Source organism: Desulfogranum japonicum DSM 18378 (assembly GCF_000429945.1).
Taxonomy (GTDB): domain Bacteria; phylum Desulfobacterota; class Desulfobulbia; order Desulfobulbales; family Desulfobulbaceae; genus Desulfogranum; species Desulfogranum japonicum.
On the sequence record NZ_AUCV01000034.1, the window covers coordinates 51,837 to 69,736 of the forward strand.

Genomic DNA, 17,900 nt, shown 5'->3' on the forward strand with positions numbered 1-17,900 from the left:
ATGTTGCAATACCCGGTTATCGACCCTGAAATTTTTTCCATTGGCCCTTTACATTTTCGCTGGTACGGTATGATGTATGTAATCGGGTTTACTGCAGCATATATTCTGGTGCAATACCAAGCTAGAAAATTCAAATGGCATGAATTCATTGAGCAAATTGACAATCTCAATGTGCAACTCATCATAGGAGTAATTTTTGGGGGTCGGTTGGGATATATCATCCTGTACAATCTCCAATATTATATGGACCATCCTCTGCACATCTTTGCTGTCTGGGAAGGAGGAATGTCATTTCATGGAGGATGCCTGGGAGCCCTCATAGCTGGTCTTCTTTTCTGCAGGCGTCATGGTATAGCATTTTTGAAAGCTGCTGACATTTATGTTGCGACAGCACCCATAGGATTATTTTTCGGTCGTCTGGGTAATTTTATTAATGGTGAGTTATATGGGAGAGTGACCGATGTACCGTGGGGAATGGTATTTCCTGATGCTGGGCCACTCCCTCGTCATCCATCACAAATCTACGAGGCCCTTCTTGAAGGCCTCTTACTCTTTATTTTACTCTGGAGTATCAAGTCCAAACCATGGAAATCTTCGCCAAGCCCCCCATGGATTCACGGCTCGATTCTCTGTTGTTTTCTTATTGGGTATGGAACTTTTCGATTTAGCGTGGAGAACCTTCGCGAACCTGACCCACAGCTAGGGCTTGTCTTTCAAGCATTCACCATGGGACAGATTCTTAGTCTCTTCATGATCATAATCGGCCTCGGATTGTGGATCGCACGCTGTTACCCACATTCACGACAGCAACGGTTGAGCTGATTCGAAGAACAGGAAGGTTATGCAAGTTCAGCGCTTACTGTAGTTTCTTGGACAAATGCTTGCCAGGTCTGAACTTAACAGCCTTACGAGGAGGAATGGGTACCACTTCGCCTGTTTTGGGATTTCTTCCTGTCCGGGGGGCGCGGTCAACAACAGTGAAACTGCCAAAACCAGCCAATGTCACTCGCTCACCATCTTCCATGGCCATTGACATCATGGTTAACATGCCATTCAGCCCTCTTTCTGCAGCGGCTTTACTGATTTGTGCCGTATCAGCTATTGTCTCAATCAGATCATTCTTATTCATCACAAACTCCTTCTCAACTCATATTTCCTTTTTTTTTCACGCCTAACACCGCCCATATAGACGGCCCTGCCTTGAGATTGTGCAATTATACGTTTATTAAAAGAAAAGACAATTGAGGGAATTACCTAAATCCACCTAGGTAATTTTACCTATTTTTGCAAAAAAAACCTTTAATAGAGAGAAGTTAGTAACTGGTATGCATCCTAAAAAAAAGCTTCTGCGAGAAGGATTTTTTTCATTTAGCCATCAATGAAACAATCATTGCGCACAACATAATTAACCAGGTCAACAGTATTCTTCATATTGAACTTTTTGAGTAGATTCGCTCTGTGATGATCTACTGTCCGGGGACTCAGTTTTAAAAGCTCTCCAATCTTCTTACTGGTATGCCCCTGAACCACCAGACCAAGTACTTCCTTTTCTCTTTTTGACAAAGACACTTTAGGTAATGTAGCTTGGTTACGAAAAGCTGAAATAATATCTCCTGAAATATCCTGACTCAACTGGGGAGAAACATACGTTTTACCTCTCCTGACACAGGCAATGGCCTGCAAAAGTTCTGCTTCAGAATCATCTTTCATCAAATACCCATGGACACCAGCCGATATTGCCTGGTAAAAATATTGATTGCCTCCATGCATGGTTACAACAAGGATTTTCATATCAGGTTGGGATTTTTTTATCTGAGAAACAGCTTCCAGCCCGTTGATTTGCGGCATGGTAATATCAAGAATAATAAGATCAGCTTCATTACCCCGGAGAAAATCTAGCAACTCAATCCCTGTTGAAGCTTCACCCACTACCTTTATTGCCTGGTCCTGAGCCAGTATACTTTTAATCCCCTGTCTGACCAGACTGTGGTCATCGGCAATAACTACTCTATACGTTCCCATATTAGCCAATCAATCACTGAAACCTGATACTGACAGGACAGTGGTCTGATCCCATTACATGTTCATGAATAGACGCTTCAGCTATTCTGTCACGACTAGCTTTATCAATAAGGAAGTAGTCTATCCGCCAGCCAATATTTTTTTCTCTGGCATTAAAACGGTAGCTCCACCACGTATACCGTTCAGCTTCCGTTGAAAACATACGAAAGGTGTCTTCAAGTCCGGCCTCTACGTATTTATCCATCCATGCACGTTCTTCAGGAGAAAATCCAGGATTCTGCTCGTTTCTTTTGGGATTAGCCAAATCTATGGGCTTATGAGCTACATTCAAATCTCCACAAAGTATAACTGTTTTTTTCTCTTCCAATTTTTGCAGATACTTGAGCATAGCACTGTTAAAGGCTTCCTTGAAGGAAAGTCTTTTCAAGCCAGGCTGGGCATTGGGAAAATAAGCATTTACGAAAAAAAAGGTGTCATACTCCAAAGTCAGTACACGTCCCTCCTCATCAAAAGCTTCCTCTCCTAAACCGTAATAAACGTCTACAGGTTCCTTTTTGCTGAAAATAGCGGTTCCAGAATAACCTTTACGTTTGGCGGAATTGATATAAACGTGATACCCGGGCATATCGACAATCTCAGCCGGGAGCTGCTCAGGCAGCGCCTTGATCTCTTGAAGAGCAAAGATATCTGCATTGAATGAAGCAAACACATCTATAAACCCGTTTTTCAAAGCAGCTCGCAGCCCGTTCACATTCCAGGATACAAACACTCTCCCATCAGTGTTCTTCTCTGGCTTTATCGTCCTGGGAATAACCCCAATTTGTGGACAATGCGTTGCGATTACACACTGATCACAATGGGGACGCTGGGGCGTACATGTACCCTGTCCAAAAGCAACCAGTATGGAATTGATTTCTATCCAGTACTTCTGCGGCAGCTTTTCACGGAGCACCATCTCTGTCTGTAAAGGAGTTTCCGTCTCTACATATCCCCAGATGTTCATGATCCTGTGCACGTGGGTATCCACACAGATGGCAGGCTTCCCAAAGGCAACAGCTAAAACAAGATTGGCGGTTTTTCGCCCGACTCCTGGAAGACTAAGCAAGTCTTTCATTGTGGCGGGAACCTGCCCCTGAAACTTCCTATTCAAAGCCTCTGGCAACTGCTCAAGATACTTTGCCTTATTACGAAAAAAGCCAACTGGGTATATGATTTTCTCCAGTTGCTCTTTACCAATACGGGCTAAGTCATCTGGTCCATGTATTTCTTGAAATAGTCTGCGAACAGCAGCGGCAGTTACCTCGTCTTTGGTACGGGCGGAAAGAATTGTGGCCACAAGTATTTTAAAAGGATCCTGACTCTGGGTGGCTATCAAATCGACCACCGGTACTTGATATTGGGCTACCTCTTCCTTGAGTATAGGTAAAATAGTTTCAATGTCGATGCTGGCCAATGTAGTCTACCTGAAGTGAAAATAAAAATTTCTGCCCAGCTATTAATTGCTGAGGTAATAAGAAATATAAACAACCAATTACGTGGTATCCTGAAATAAAAAAACAAACGGATGTCACCTGTTACAGATTTTCATCTGACCGGCCAGAAAAGGATTACGCAACTGCACGCCTGGCAATGCAGGAAAAAATGTAACGGAACGGAGCCATCCCTACAGCCACAAAACGTGTCTCCACAGTAACACGTCGCAGGCTAAAAGCGTATATGATGGATATCATACACGCAAGGCTGCATGATGACCTTGTTATCCTCAATGTAAATTCTCGGAGGGAGAGACAGACTCCGAGATCAATTTTATGCTGAGGCAAAATCTTGAAGAGGTTCCGGTATGTTCGCTGAGCTGGTGCAGGGCCATACCAACAATGAAAAACAATTTTGTGACCACTCACAGGGGATGTACAGCGACACACTGGCCGTCTCCTTACAATGTTTACCAACAACGTGAACAATTATTATCGGACAGAGGCTCATATGTAACCTCGGCAAACTGTTCTTGTCCGGTGATAAAGTACAAGCGAGCAATTCACCTAGTTTTAAAGTATCACGACTTTGATATATCAGGCAACTTATTACCGTACAAAAGTCTTCTAGGAAAAGAGATATATGATGGAATAAAAAAAGAAAACACGGAGAAAAGACATGTTTTCCCCGTGTTAAAATCTTATAGAACAGTAACTAGACCAGAGGCGAGATCATAATATGTCGCAACAACTTTCACCTTACCGGCTTGAACCAGATCTGACAAAATTGGCTCGGAAGAGGCAATTTTGTCAGCCATATTTTTGGCTAGTTCCTTGGCAGCATTGTTTGTCCAGTCTCCCTCCAATTCTTTGGTTTTTTTCAAGGCTGCATCTATGGGCGCAGTGAGACTGGCAATGTGTCCATTGAGTTTCACGTCTTGAGATACTGCCGTTATGGCTCCACAGGAGGAATGCCCCATGACCATAACCAGCGGAGTATGTAAATGAGCTACCGCATATTCGATACTTCCCAGTATCTGGTCATTAATAATATTGCCTGCGACTCGAACCACAAACAGGTCTCCCAAACCTTGATCAAACACATCAACAGGCGGGACACGAGAATCCGCACATGTGAGAACCACTGCCAGTGGCTCCTGACCATTTATCAGCCCCTTACGAGATTCTTCACAATGATTGGGATGTTCACACTTGCCAGCGATGAATCGCCCGTTACCGTTGAGAAGCATCTCCAATACTTCATCTCCGGATCGTTTAACATTTGCCGTCTGCATCACATTATCCTTGTTGTAAATGGTGTTCCTTAGCCCGGTATCCCTCCAGAAACGACACACTCGCAGATGATGATCAATCTACTTTTTTTTGCGCACAAATTATCTTCTGTTAGCAAAAAATGGAATGAGATACAGATAAAACAAATATATCTCTTCGAAAGATCGAACGCGCCAGCATGTAAGCCTGCGCACACCACAGTAAAGAGTAATCATTTCCGGACGAGCATTACCCTTACCTCGCCATTAATAAAAAATCCTTTTAAATGGCCAATTAACAACCTGGAAAATCCCTCTTCAGGATCATGACTGCTAATTAACAGGGCAATTTACACGTTTTTACTGTTAAAGGGAAGTAATATGATACTTCAACGAAACTGATAGTTGCATTCTTCACTCTTCTTTTCACAGAGTTACAATCTGTCATATCAAAAAGGTAATCAATAGAACAACCATAAAAAATTGCCATTGTTTTATACCAAGGCAAAAAACAACCTGTTACCTTGAAGATGTTATATCACGGGGTTTGCCCATCTCCTTGTGACAACGAGACAACGGCTTCATATCATCTCCCGACGAGACATTATTCGTCGGTATAATAATATTTACTCTGATAATCAGAATAATACCCAAACACTTTGTAATCCAAAAGGTTTGTTTTATATGCGTTAAAAACTACGCCTATAATCTTGTCACGCCCTATGGTTTCCACCAAAGCCCTGATATGTTCCCGGCGAGATTGTCCATGACGGACGACCAAAACAACGCCATCAACCTGCTGGGCAAGAATAGCAGTTTCAGCCGCTGCATTTAACGGCGGGCTGTCCAACACAATCAATCTGTCGTCATACCTTGCTTCAAGTTCTTCAATCAAGGCTACCATGTTCGACGAGCCTGAAAGCTCTGACGGGTTTTCAGGTAACGAGCCACAGGGTAATATTGAAAGTTTTGGTACACCGCTTTTACAAATAAGGTTTTCCAGTGGTACTTGTGCCTGGAGGTAATCTGATACCCCCTTTAAATTTGATACGCCGAACAGTCTATGCTGGGTTGGTCTTCTCAGATCACAATCAACAACCATGCAATAACTATCCACCCCCTGTGAAAGGGAAAGTCCTAAATTTGCACAGATATAACTTTTTCCTTCGCCTGGGGATGCGCTGGTCACCAATATGGAGCGCGGACTTTTGCCCATTACCGGGTATAAAATCCTGGTTCGTAAAGTACGTATATTTTCAGCGACTTCTGGCATATACTGCAATCCGAAACGAAATCTCTCCTCCCAACTGTCAGGAATTGCAGGGCCCTTATTTCTTTTTCCGGATTTTTTGACCTTCCTTTCCTTGTTTTCAATAGCCTCGCTTTCTGCTGCTTTACTTAAGGCATTACCAACTTTTCCCATTGTTACAGCATCCTCCCTTCACTCTTATAGGGTATAAAACCACACGGTACGTTTCTTTTGGCAGTTTCGATGAATATCAACAAGTTTATATAATCTCTTTCTTTATAAAAAGCGCTGGTAGTGGTAACCCCCAACATAGAGATTTCGAAAGCTGTCCAGTTTGATCTTTTCATTACGCTTCAATCTTGTAGCAAGAGTATCATAAACGTCAAGGGCACGAAAAATACTCACTATCCAAAAATTGTGTAGGATACCGACAAGATTGGGTCTTTATATTCGCCGCCCTAGCCTAGCTGCTCACAGGCTTCATTTTGTCGGCCATTGTACAGGTAGAAATGAGGATAGCCAGGATACAAGCCTGTTATCAGGTAAATACTCTCTTGCAAGAAATCCGGCACACAACAAAAAAACAACGACCAGAACAACTAGCATATATTTACGGAGATCTTTTCCCTTGCTTGTTTTAGGTGCAAGTGGCAATGGAGTGGATTCACCGGGAAAATGTAAATCCTCAACGCAGGATTTTATAAGCTCTCCGTTAATGACTTGCCTGTTTTCAGCAAATCCGGTCAGCAAAGCATGGTCGCAAACAATATTGATAAGTCTGGGTGTTCCTTTGCTAACCTCATGAATATGAGCAACCGCTTCATTGGTAAAAATGTTTGGCTGTCTTGCTCCGGCACTCCGTAACCGAAAGAGAATATATTGTTTAGTTTCATTTAAAGAGAGAGGCTTCAAATCATATCGAATACCGATACGCTGGCGAAGGGGTAAAAGACGATCATCCTGCATAAGATCGTTTAACTCAGGTTGACCGACTAAAAATATGGATAAAACATCCTGCCCTTTAACATCCAGGTTAGACAACAAACGAATTTCTTCCAACAAATCAACGGGCAAAACATGGGCTTCATCAATGATCAAAAGGATACGTTCATTTTCTTCGTAAGCCTTTTTCAGCAGTTCACCAAAGGCAATAAGGAACATTGCCTTGTTTCCATCCCAGGGAAGTCCGAACTTGTTTGCCAGATATGAAAAAAACTCATCCCGATATAATAAGGGGTTGTTAAGTAGACACAGTTTCACTCCCATATCAAGGGAATCGACAAGAGCCTGAAGTAAAGTTGTCTTACCCAGTCCCACATTCGCAGTGAGCACCAAAAATCCTTTTTTGCTGATCACTCCATATTTGAGAATGGCCAGGCCTTCCTGATGAGCAAGGCTGCGAAAAACGACTTTGGAATCAGGAGTCAGTTTGAAAGGTTTGGCGCTGAGGCCATAAAATGCCCGATACATATCGTATAATTATAAAAAAAGTTGATAGAAAAAACCTTTCAAATGATCAATTTACCCTTTGACCATAAAAACCAAATTGCCCCAACGATTACACAAACACCGCTGACCACATAAATATAGAAAGCTATTAATCGCACTCTATTTTGGTGTTTCTCTCGTGGCAACTTAACATCAGGTATACTACATGTAACCGAAAGTCCGAGATATTCCTCAATACTTACAGGATCTTTAAAGGAGCTGTCAATAAGATCCAACCCCAGAGCCGTGCCACCACCAAATGCGAGCCCCAAGCCCACGGCGAGAATCATGATTTTAAGAAAATTTGGTTTTATAGGTTTTTCTGGCAATCTCGGAGGGTCAAATATCTTAAATTGACTTCCCTGTTGTTTCTGTTCCAGATTTTGCACTGATTCAGCCTGCAAATTTTGGGCGACCAAATAATCATAGTGACGTTTGAGCTCATCATAATCTCTGGTAAGAGAATTCCATTCAGCTTCTCTGGTAGGAGCGGCAGCTATCCAATCTTCAAGCCTTTCGATCTGTGTCCGCAAGGCTGCTTCATCTTTTCTCAATGCGTTGATATTTAGATCAATATCTCTTTTTTGAATTTCCGCCTGCTGTAATACCGGATCCTGGACCTGAAATGAAGAAGATGACGGAGAGGAACCATCAACAGCCGAGGCTCCAAGAAGTTTTTCCATGGAAGCAATTTTAGCCCGCACCCTTTTGACTTCCGGATGAGATTCCTTGTATTTCACAGTCAATGAATGAAGGTAGCTGCGAAGTTGAGCCAGTTGCTGGTATGGATCAAGGGTTTCACGGCTTTTGCTTTGCTCATTTTCCGGCAAAGCATTGGTAGAGTAATTGTTCAAAAGGCGTTTGCGGGCACCAATCTGTTCCTGAACAAGGATTTTTGTTCGTTCCAGTTCCTGAATGTTATCCTGAACCCCTTGCAGTTTCACTTGCAGGGTATCAAGCCTGGCTACATTCAGCTCTCGCTGCTGCGGCATCTCATTATAGTACTGGAGCTTGTAATCGCGCATGGACTGTTCTTTCTTGTCCAGACTCAACTTGGCAAGTTCCAGTTCGTCTCGAATATAATTGGAAGTAACCGTTGCACGTTCCTCACGGTATTTCAGATTTTCCTCAATAAACTTGGAGGCCAGGGTGTTGGTTACACGTAGCACCTTCCTGGGGTCAGGACCGATATAGCCGACTTCAAATACATCACCTTTGGTGGGATTGATGCGAACCTGTTTCCGCATGATCTCGATAACGTCTTCCAAAGGGATCTTCTTCCTCTCCTCCACATACAGATTCATATCCTGAATAATCTGCTCCAATGAATTTCTACTGGTAACCTGCTGTGTGATAGTACTAAGAATTTCACGGGTTTTAGCTCGCAGGTCAGGAGACATTTTGGCTGGATTAACTTTCTGTTGCTCATAGATCAGCAAAGCGAAAGCCTCGTATGTCCTCGGAGTTGTGGCATACACAGTTAATCCGCCAAGCACCCCTAAAAGAAACATTGTAAAAATAAGGGTCTTTCGTTTCAGAAAAACATCGACGTATTTCTTTATTAGTTGCTTTGACTGTTCATTCATAAGCGCAAATCATCATTAAATTTTTCCCAGGCTCAACTGTTTTCATCTATTCAAACATCCTTCAGGAGGATGTCTGAGAATATCCTTTTCCCGGACTGTCCTTCAGATTAAACCTCAAATCATGGTAAGTCCTCAATTTTTCTGCCCTGGTATAGCCTTACAGTATACATCGCAAATGCAACCTGCATCGAGACTCGATTTGTTCAGATTTAAGGAATTTTAATTCCGTGTAAAAATGAACAATTTTACAACAGAAAAGAATGCATATTCTGAAGATAAAATTTTGGACACAACACGAAATTGGAAATGAGGACGTGGAAAAGTAAATTATCCAATCTTGCTAGTTTCTGAACTCACTCTCATGACTGTTTCAATAGATCAAGAGGGTAAGTATTGAAATTTTAAACCTGTCAGGTGTACAAACAGATATTCTGTACAATTTTGGACAGTTACCATCTCCTGCCCCCCTTAAAATGACAATGTCTCAAAGGGCATCTCACTCATCACTATGTGATTCAACCTCTCGCAGGGTCCAAGCAACCCCTTTCCCTACTCTTGGAGGTCTTCCCAGTTCAGGGGAACAACAGATTGAATGGAATCAGCTCCCACCATCAGCATCAACAATCTATCAAGGCCAAGAGCAATTCCTGCGGATTCAGGATAGCGACAAAGCCAAGCCAAAAAAGTTTCAGGTACATCTCGCTGCTGTTTATCAGGATGCATTTTCCCCAACTCCTCAATAAACCTGTTGCGCATCATTGCCGGATCACATAGTTCAGAGAAGCCATTTGCAATTTCGATACCTGCTATATACAATTCGAACCTTTCTGCAACAGAGGGGGCATCTTGCTTTGCTCTTGCAAGAGAAGCAAGTTGTACAGGATAATCATACAAAAAAACCGGACGGTCAATCCCGAGTTGAGGCTCAATTTTTTCAACAAGCACACGATCAAAGGTATCTTCCTGTAATGCCTGCATGACATCAACATCAGCATATTGATCAAATGCTTCTGCTACCGTGACCCGGTCCCATGGTTCGTGCAATGTGACCTGCCTCCCGCGCACAAAAAGTTGATCACCGGAACCAAACAGCACCTGCTCCACAGCCATCCTTCCTGCCACAAAACGTATGAACGCCTCACACTCTTCCATGAGGTTTTGATAATCCCACCCTCCATGATACCATTCCAGCATGCAAAATTCCGGTAAATGGAACCTTCCAATTTCCTCTTTCCGGAAACAGTGGCAAATCTGGAAAAGTTTTGAACAGCCGTTAGCCATCAAAATTTTCATGCACATCTCGGGTGAGGTCTGAAGGAACCCATCTTCACTCCCAAAAGGGAAAATATTTGCTTCCGGAATAAGAACAGGAAGACGAACAGGTGTGTCGACCTCGAGATAACCCCGTTCACAAAAAAAAGTGCGCACGGCCTGAAGAAAACGAGCCCGCTGATTCAGACCGTGAATATCAAGCACAACACTACTCTTTTACACGGGTAATATACGTGCCGGTACGAGTATCAATTTGTATTTTATCACCCTGCTCTACAAATGGTGGAACCTGTAGTTGAAATCCGGTTTCAACTGTCACCGGCTTCGTATCTGTTCCAGAAGTATCACCTTTTACCCATGGGTCGGCAACGGTTACCACCAGATTGACAAATGTTGGGAGACTTACATCTATGGGGCGTTCTCCAAAAAAAAGAACTTCGACCTCCATATTATCGATAAGATAATTCAGATTGTCGCCAAGCTGTTCTTCTGTCAGAAAAATTTGCTCATATGTAGAGGTATCCATAAAATGATACTCTCCATCCTGTGCATACAGGAACTGCATTTTCCTTTCTTCAAGATCTGGTTTTTCGAACTTATCGTTTGATCGATACGTATTGGTAAATTGGGTACCGGTGATCATATTTCGCATTTTGGTTCGGTACAGCGCCTGTCCTTTTCCAGGTTTGCTGAATTCGAAATCCGTGATGATGTACGGCTCCCCATCAATTTGAATTTTGAGCCCTTTGCGCAGATCAGAGGCTGTATACATGATAAATCCCTAAGTTATAGTAATAATCTTGGTTCAGAATAATATAGACAATAGTCCTGCGGATTTCAAAGATTACAGTGTTCCGCAAAAAAAGGCACTCTCTGTTTAAGGTACCCTTGTCTTTGCAGGCTATCTTTAATACATTTGATCGACTACCACAAATGAATAGAAACAAAAAGAGTGCAATGAAATTACGCATAGGAATCTTATCCGATACCCATCTGAGTCGTCCGGACAGTCTGTTTCTGAAAAAAATACGGCATTGTTTCAAGGACTGCAGTGTCATTGTCCACGCAGGTGACCTCACAGATACCAGTCTTTTAGATGCTTTCACGGGGAAAGACCTGTATGCTGTCCACGGGAATATGTGCTCCCGTGAACTCCATACTCGATTACAGAGAACCCTGTCTTTTTCCCTCGGAAATTTCACATTCGGTCTGACACATGGTGACGGCCTTGGGTATGATATAGAAGCTGGCCTTTGGGATCTCTTCCCCGACGCGGATTGTGTCATTTACGGTCACACACATCGCCCTGTCTGCCACACTGTTGCTGGACGGCTTATTGTTAATCCCGGAAGCTTTCGTGATACAGGACAGTTTGGCGCAAAAGGCACATATGCTATTGTGGAAATTACCGAATCCCTGCATGGAAAAATATTCGAGGTACCGAACCAAATATGAATCCTCTTTGGACTCCTTGGCGTATGGAACATGTCACAGGAAAACATGTTTCAGAATTGAAATGCATTTTCGAACCACCTGGTGACTCCAGCCAGGACAGAAAATTTCTGCTCCTTTTCCGAGATCAGTTTCTGGTTATTCTCCTCAACCGATTTCCTTATGCCAATGGACACCTCCTTGTCGCCCCCAGTCGCCATGTGGGAGATCAAGACCTTCTGACCTACACTGAGCAATCTGCTCTTATGTGGGGAATTACTCAGGGCTGTAAGGCATTACGTAATATATTTCATCCAGATGGTCTGAACGTTGGCCTTAACTGGGGGAAAACCGCTGGTGCAGGAATTGCCGATCATCTTCACTATCATATTGTCCCCCGGTGGGAGGGGGATCATAATTTTATGACCGTATGCGCAGACATACGCACTATTCCACAACACATAGATACGACTTTTGATCTTTTACTTCCAGAAATTCAACAGCTATTCAGCATTACACCATATTGACTATGACCAAATCGCCTAAAATCACCCCCATGCTCCAGCAATACCTTGAACTCAAGGAACAACATAAGGATGCCATATTGTTTTATCGGATGGGTGATTTTTATGAAATGTTTTTTGAAGATGCTGAAATTGCGTCCAAGGCACTGGGCATCACACTCACTTCTCGTAACAACAAAGGTGACGCCAATAAAGTACCCATGTGCGGCGTGCCCTTCCATGCACTAGGCACCTATCTGGGAAAAATGGTAAAAGCTGGGCACAGAGTGGCTATCTGCGAGCAAGTCCAGGATCCCAAAGAAGCCAAAGGTATTGTCCAGCGTGAAGTCGTACGCATAGTTTCTCCAGGTGTAACAACCGACGATCAGTTACTTGATGAAAAAACAAATTGCTATATCTGTTCTTTGACATGTTGTAAAAAATACGGCAAAGGGATACTGTTGGGCCTCAGCTTCCTCGACGCATCCACGGGGATTTTTTTACTCACAGAGTTTTTAGACGCACTAGAAGTTTACGGAGAGCTTGTCGATATTATAACAAGATTTCAGCCAGCTGAACTTTTGATAAGTGAGACCACGGCTCAAGATTATCCTGACGTGATATCTACCCTGCAGACTGTACTGCCAGGTCTCTGCCTTACTACAAGAGCCGACCACATCTATGATCTGGAACAGGCGCGCACAACCTTGACAGAACATTTTCAAACCGCCAACCTAGGCGGCTTTGGCTGTGATCAGTTATCTTGCGGTATACGATCGGCTGGAGCACTCCTGGCCTACATCCAGGACACCCAAAAGGCCAGTCTCAATCATATCCAAACTCTACGAACCATAAATAAAGATGATCATCTTATAATAGATGAAGCTTCACGCAGGAATCTTGAACTGACTGAAACACTTATCGGTGGTGTCAGATCAGGCACTCTTCTGGATGTTCTTGACTGCACTACCACGCCAATGGGAGCCCGCCTCTTAAAAGAACGTATTATCAGCCCACTGAACGATGAAACACGTATCACCAGGCGCCTGGATGCAGTTGAAGAATTATGCAGCAATCCCCAAGCACGAAAACAAATTCGTGACCTCCTGGCAAAAGTGTATGATCTGGAAAGGTTATGCAGCAGATTGGTCCTCGGCCAGGGAAATGCCCGCGACATCGCCGCATTAAAGACCTCTTTCCAACAATTACCAAGCCTCGCACAGGTACTGGATGATTTTACCACTGTACTTTTTGCAGATATATCACAGCACCTTGATCCCCTGAAAGAACTGTGCACGTTAATTGAGGTCTCTATACGAGATGATGCCCCCCCTTCCCTTAGAGAAGGAAAACTAATTTGTGAAGGTTACCATGAAAGGTTGGACCATCTCATACATCTGCTTCGAGACGGCAAACAACTTATACTCGATCTGGAGGGCAAAGAACGGCAGAAAACCGGTATAGCAAAGTTAAAAGTTGGTTTTAACAAAGTTTTTGGCTATTACTTTGAGGTCAGCCGAGCTCAGGCAAGTTTGGTTCCTGAAGATTATATCCGCAAGCAGACATTGGTTAACGCAGAACGTTTCATTACTCCGGAACTCAAGGAGTTGGAAAATGAGATTTCTTCTGCACAAGAAGAACGGCTTGATCTTGAATATCGTCTCTTTACAGAAATTCGTGATCGGATCGCTGCAGAAAGCAATCGAATTCTGCAGACTGCCCATCAGATTGCCAGAATTGATTTTCTCACAAGCCTTGCCGAAGCAAGTGCCAAGTATAGGTATTGCAAACCTACACTTAACTTCACAAACGAAATACAGATACAAGAGGGACGGCATCCGGTTATTGAACGTTCTCTGGATTCAGGTCGTTTTGTAGCCAATGACGTCTTCCTGGATCAAGAATGCAATCAACTTCTTATCATCACTGGCCCAAATATGGCGGGAAAATCAACTGTATTGCGTCAAACAGCACTCATTGTGCTTATGGCGCATCTTGGCTGTTTTGTCCCAGCTGATTCAGCCTCCATCTGCCTCACTGATCGTATTTTTACCAGAGTCGGAGCTATGGACGATTTACGCAGGGGCCAATCCACATTCATGGTTGAAATGAATGAAACTGCCAACATCCTCAATAACGCCACAGAAAACAGCCTGGTTATTCTTGATGAAATCGGCAGAGGTACCTCTACGTACGACGGTCTTGCCATAGCGTGGGCTGTTGCCGAGGAGCTGGTTAATAAAAACGACATTGGCATCAAGACGCTTTTTGCCACGCATTACCACGAGCTTACAGACCTGGCGATTTCAAACACACGTGTTCAAAATTATTCCATTGCGGTAAAGGAATGGAACGATAAAATTCTGTTTTTGCATAAATTGGTTAAAGGCGCAACAAATAGAAGTTATGGTATTCAGGTTGCGGCTCTTGCCGGAGTCCCAGGACATGTAATTCAAAGAGCCCATGCCATATTAGCGAGTATCGAGCAGGGCGAATTCGATCATCATGGCAAACCCCATCAGACTGTGAAAGATGCATCAGGTAAACACCAGCCATGCCAGCTGCAGCTTTTCACATCTCAAACCGATGCACTTCGCGATTTGCTCAAAGAAAACAAACCCGATGAATTGTCTCCCAGACAGGCCCTGAACCTTGTATACGAACTCCATGCACTAATGAAGAAATAATAGCAAGGATAGCTCGTGAAGCTTCTTGAAAACTGGATGTATTCAGATGAAGGCTGCTCAGCAAGAGACAACTATGTACACAACCGTAGGCTCTCTATTGCACATATTACTTAGCTGAAATACAGACCCGTTTTTCTTATGAGACGTGGATATCTCGCTGGACTTCGTGTTCACAGCTATCTTTCACGCCCAGTTTTTCGCATAGCCTGGAAATAAGATACCCGGAAGGAATCATGGAAATGAAAGAAATATTCAAGATACGACAGAGTAGTGCTACCGGAAGTTTGAAACAATAGGAAAACAGGAGGTATCCCCATCTTACTATTGACTTTTCTACTCATTCCGATGAGAAATGAAGACAGAGTACAAAATCTTTTACTCCTTCGTCAGCATAGAGTATATTTAAATTGATTTATCATTGAGTATGTTGGTCGACATGCTCTCTTGCATAAGGCGAAACATGTCTTCAGAGGACATCAGGCTTCCAGGGCACTAACAAATGTATGGCTCCCAGAGTGTTTAGCGGAAATAACATAACATTATTCATTCGCAGTATATCAATCAGTGTTACTGGCGCACTCCTGTATCTGCTGACACTGGGAGTACTTTGCCTTTTATACCCTCAGCATTCAAGAGCGATTGAACTTCAGGGGACATCTTCTACTAAAAGTGCATACCAGACAGCCAAAGATAACTACTACCGTCTGGAACGCGATAATCAATTTGGCCAACAGAGAAACAATTGGCTTTCAGGGGTACGCCAATTCCGTAAAATATATCTCCAGCAAGCAAAAGGACCGTATGCCCCCTCTGCATTATATATGATGGGCCGTATGCAGAAAAAAATGTTTGATCAATTTCATTACCCTATTGATCTGGAGCATGCCCTTGAGTATTTCCACGATGTTTCGTCTATATTTCCCAGCAATAAACTTGCAGACGATGCGCTATATAATCAGGCCACAATATATCTCAATGATAAACAAAATCCTCAACTGGCAGCTGAACATTTTCTTAAAATAATTGATACCTATCCTCAAGGGGATAAATATGCACAGGCACTTAATGAACTTCAGAAGTTGAAAAAGACTACACATATTACTATTCCTGAGAATATTAGAAGCAGTCAGAATGACGGACGTCTTATCCAGGTATTGCCTGTCCAGTATTGGTCCAGTCAAGACTACACAAGAGTTGTCATACGTGCCTCAGGACCGGTACACTTCAGCTCCGATCTTCTGGAAAAAAATACAGATAACCCCAGACGGTTATATATTGATTTTCATCAAAGTCATATCCCTCCCAAATACCGTTTACCTGTACCCATTGAAGATGGTCTCCTCAGACAGGTTCGTTCAGGACAGTACAACGAAACTACAGTGAGAGTGGTTCTCGATATTGAATCAATTTCTGACTATAAAATTTTCAGTCTCAACGATCCGTTTCGTGTTGTCGTCGATGTTCATGGAAAAAAATTTCGTGATACAATCAAGAAACAGGAAAAAAAGGACCAATCGGATCTGCATGTAGTACAAGAGAATACCAAAAAGCCTGTTCTTAAAAAAGCTGGCAGCGGTCATCCTTTTATTACATTGCAAGAGCAAAAGAAACGTATTCCGAAGCAAAAATCCGTCCATTCGGAAAACAGGCACAATGAAATTTCACTTGCCCAGCAATTAGGGTTGGGAGTGCGCAGAATAGTTATTGATCCTGGACATGGAGGCAGAGACCCCGGTGCATCAGCTTTTGGGCTTCGCGAAAAAGATATCGTATTAAGTGTGGCGAAAAAGCTGGCTGATATTCTGACGAGTTCTTATGGGTATGAGACAGTTCTCACCAGAAATGCTGACACATTCATTCCTTTGGAAGAGCGTACTGCGATAGCCAATACACAAAATGCTGACTTGTTTATTTCCATACATGTGAATGCTCATCCCGACAAAAAAGTGAGCGGCGTAGAGACATATTACCTCAATCTTGCCACCAATGCAGAAGCTATGCGAGTTGCAGCACTGGAAAATGCGACATCGACACATAATATAAGCGAAATGCAGGACATTCTGACGGATTTGATGAAGAATTCAAAGATTAATGAATCTTCCAGGTTGGCACAATATGTTCATGCAAATCTTGCATCTTCACTGGAGTCGTCTTTTAATGTCAGAAACCTTGGTGTAAAACAGGCACCATTCTATGTACTTATTGGCGCAGAAATGCCAGCTATACTTTCTGAAGTTTCCTTTATTACCAATCCGAAGGAAGCACGCCTGCTTCGGAGTAAAGAGTATCAAACCACTATTGCAAAACAGATAGCTGTTGGTGTTATATCTTATATAGATCATCATACCAGCGCAGCCTTAATACAATAATAGTGAGACCAATTCGCTACCTGCTCATTCTCTATGAGCAGCCTTCCTTTCTAGTACTACCATATGGCCGTGCTTGATTTCCTGAAAATGCCTTAATCTGAGAGAAATTGCAATTCTCCGACAGACTCTTAGGATAAATATAACTGGTATTAGATGCTACGCATCGCATCGTTGGTCAGGGCAAGCGCACGAAAATGTCACAGTGAGGCGTGTTTAAGACCTTATTCCGGAAGCTGCGCTTAAATATAAATCGTATTAAATCAAATTGTTATACACTTGTGTTCGTATAGTTTATATACACACCCTTCAAAAAAACTCAAGACAGAGAAGGGTTATGAATACAGTACATCCAGACATTGCTACACATTTCGAAAACTTGAAAGATCCAAGAGTTGAAGGTAAGACTCGGCATCTACTCAATGATATCGTTATCATCGCTATTTGCGGTGTAATTGGTGGGGCATCAGGTTGGGAACAAATTGAGATTTTCGGGAAAGCCAAACAGGAATGGTTTTCCAATTTCTTAGAGCTTCCAAACGGCATTCCGGGA

General features: G+C 42.9%; 15 protein-coding genes. 6 read left to right on the plus strand and 9 right to left on the minus strand.

Annotated features, from left to right (window positions below):
* Entirely contained in the window at positions 1-822 is an 822-nt protein-coding gene (gene lgt / locus G493_RS0115585) for a prolipoprotein diacylglyceryl transferase (RefSeq protein ID WP_028581143.1), read from the plus strand.
* A 34-nt stretch (positions 823-856) separates the two neighbouring features.
* Here lgt and G493_RS0115590 read toward each other — a convergent pair whose 3' ends face one another.
* The 9 genes from G493_RS0115590 to efp form a co-directional block, all read right to left on the minus strand.
* Positions 857-1,129: an HU family DNA-binding protein gene (locus tag G493_RS0115590; RefSeq protein WP_028581144.1), complete on the minus strand. Its 273-nt coding sequence runs from the start codon at positions 1,127-1,129 to the stop codon at positions 857-859.
* A 239-nt stretch (positions 1,130-1,368) separates the two neighbouring features.
* Positions 1,369-2,022: a response regulator gene (locus G493_RS0115595; RefSeq protein ID WP_028581145.1), complete on the minus strand. Its 654-nt coding sequence runs from the start codon at positions 2,020-2,022 to the stop codon at positions 1,369-1,371.
* A gap of 13 nt (positions 2,023-2,035) precedes the next feature.
* Positions 2,036-3,475 (minus strand): exodeoxyribonuclease III, encoded by a 1,440-nt coding sequence (locus tag G493_RS33065; protein ID WP_167332852.1) that lies wholly within the window; start codon positions 3,473-3,475, stop codon positions 2,036-2,038.
* Positions 3,476-4,195: 720 nt separating this feature from the next.
* Positions 4,196-4,789, minus strand: a complete 594-nt coding sequence (locus tag G493_RS0115610) for a carbonic anhydrase (protein WP_028581147.1) — start codon at positions 4,787-4,789, stop codon at positions 4,196-4,198.
* 580 nt (positions 4,790-5,369) lie between these two features.
* A complete protein-coding gene (locus G493_RS29575; protein ID WP_051309353.1) occupies positions 5,370-6,188 on the minus strand; it encodes a CpsD/CapB family tyrosine-protein kinase in 819 nt (272 codons plus the stop codon).
* A gap of 306 nt (positions 6,189-6,494) precedes the next feature.
* Complete coding sequence (locus G493_RS29580) at positions 6,495-7,484, minus strand: ExeA family protein (protein ID WP_084813610.1); 990 nt, start codon at positions 7,482-7,484, stop codon at positions 6,495-6,497.
* Between the two features lie 38 nt (positions 7,485-7,522).
* Positions 7,523-9,088 (minus strand): GumC family protein, encoded by a 1,566-nt coding sequence (locus tag G493_RS0115625; protein WP_028581148.1) that lies wholly within the window; start codon positions 9,086-9,088, stop codon positions 7,523-7,525.
* A gap of 549 nt (positions 9,089-9,637) precedes the next feature.
* On the minus strand, positions 9,638-10,564 hold the full coding sequence (gene epmA, locus G493_RS0115630; RefSeq protein WP_028581149.1) for an EF-P lysine aminoacylase EpmA: 927 nt from the start codon (positions 10,562-10,564) through the stop codon (positions 9,638-9,640).
* A gap of 4 nt (positions 10,565-10,568) precedes the next feature.
* Positions 10,569-11,132, minus strand: a complete 564-nt coding sequence (efp, locus tag G493_RS0115635; protein ID WP_028581150.1) for an elongation factor P — start codon at positions 11,130-11,132, stop codon at positions 10,569-10,571.
* Between the two features lie 185 nt (positions 11,133-11,317).
* Here efp and G493_RS0115640 point away from each other — a divergent pair, with 185 nt between their 5' ends.
* The 5 genes from G493_RS0115640 to G493_RS0115660 all read left to right on the plus strand — a co-directional run.
* Complete coding sequence (locus G493_RS0115640; protein ID WP_028581151.1) at positions 11,318-11,815, plus strand: metallophosphoesterase family protein; 498 nt, start codon at positions 11,318-11,320, stop codon at positions 11,813-11,815.
* Positions 11,816-11,838: 23 nt separating this feature from the next.
* On the plus strand, positions 11,839-12,318 hold the full coding sequence (locus G493_RS0115645) for an HIT family protein (RefSeq protein ID WP_232363774.1): 480 nt from the start codon (positions 11,839-11,841) through the stop codon (positions 12,316-12,318).
* A gap of 2 nt (positions 12,319-12,320) precedes the next feature.
* Entirely contained in the window at positions 12,321-14,981 is a 2,661-nt protein-coding gene (gene mutS, locus G493_RS0115650; protein ID WP_028581153.1) for a DNA mismatch repair protein MutS, read from the plus strand.
* A gap of 503 nt (positions 14,982-15,484) precedes the next feature.
* On the plus strand, positions 15,485-17,350 hold the full coding sequence (locus tag G493_RS34385; protein ID WP_051309354.1) for an N-acetylmuramoyl-L-alanine amidase: 1,866 nt from the start codon (positions 15,485-15,487) through the stop codon (positions 17,348-17,350).
* A gap of 334 nt (positions 17,351-17,684) precedes the next feature.
* A partial coding sequence (locus G493_RS0115660; protein WP_028581154.1) for a transposase family protein occupies positions 17,685-17,900 on the plus strand: 216 nt, incomplete at its 3' end.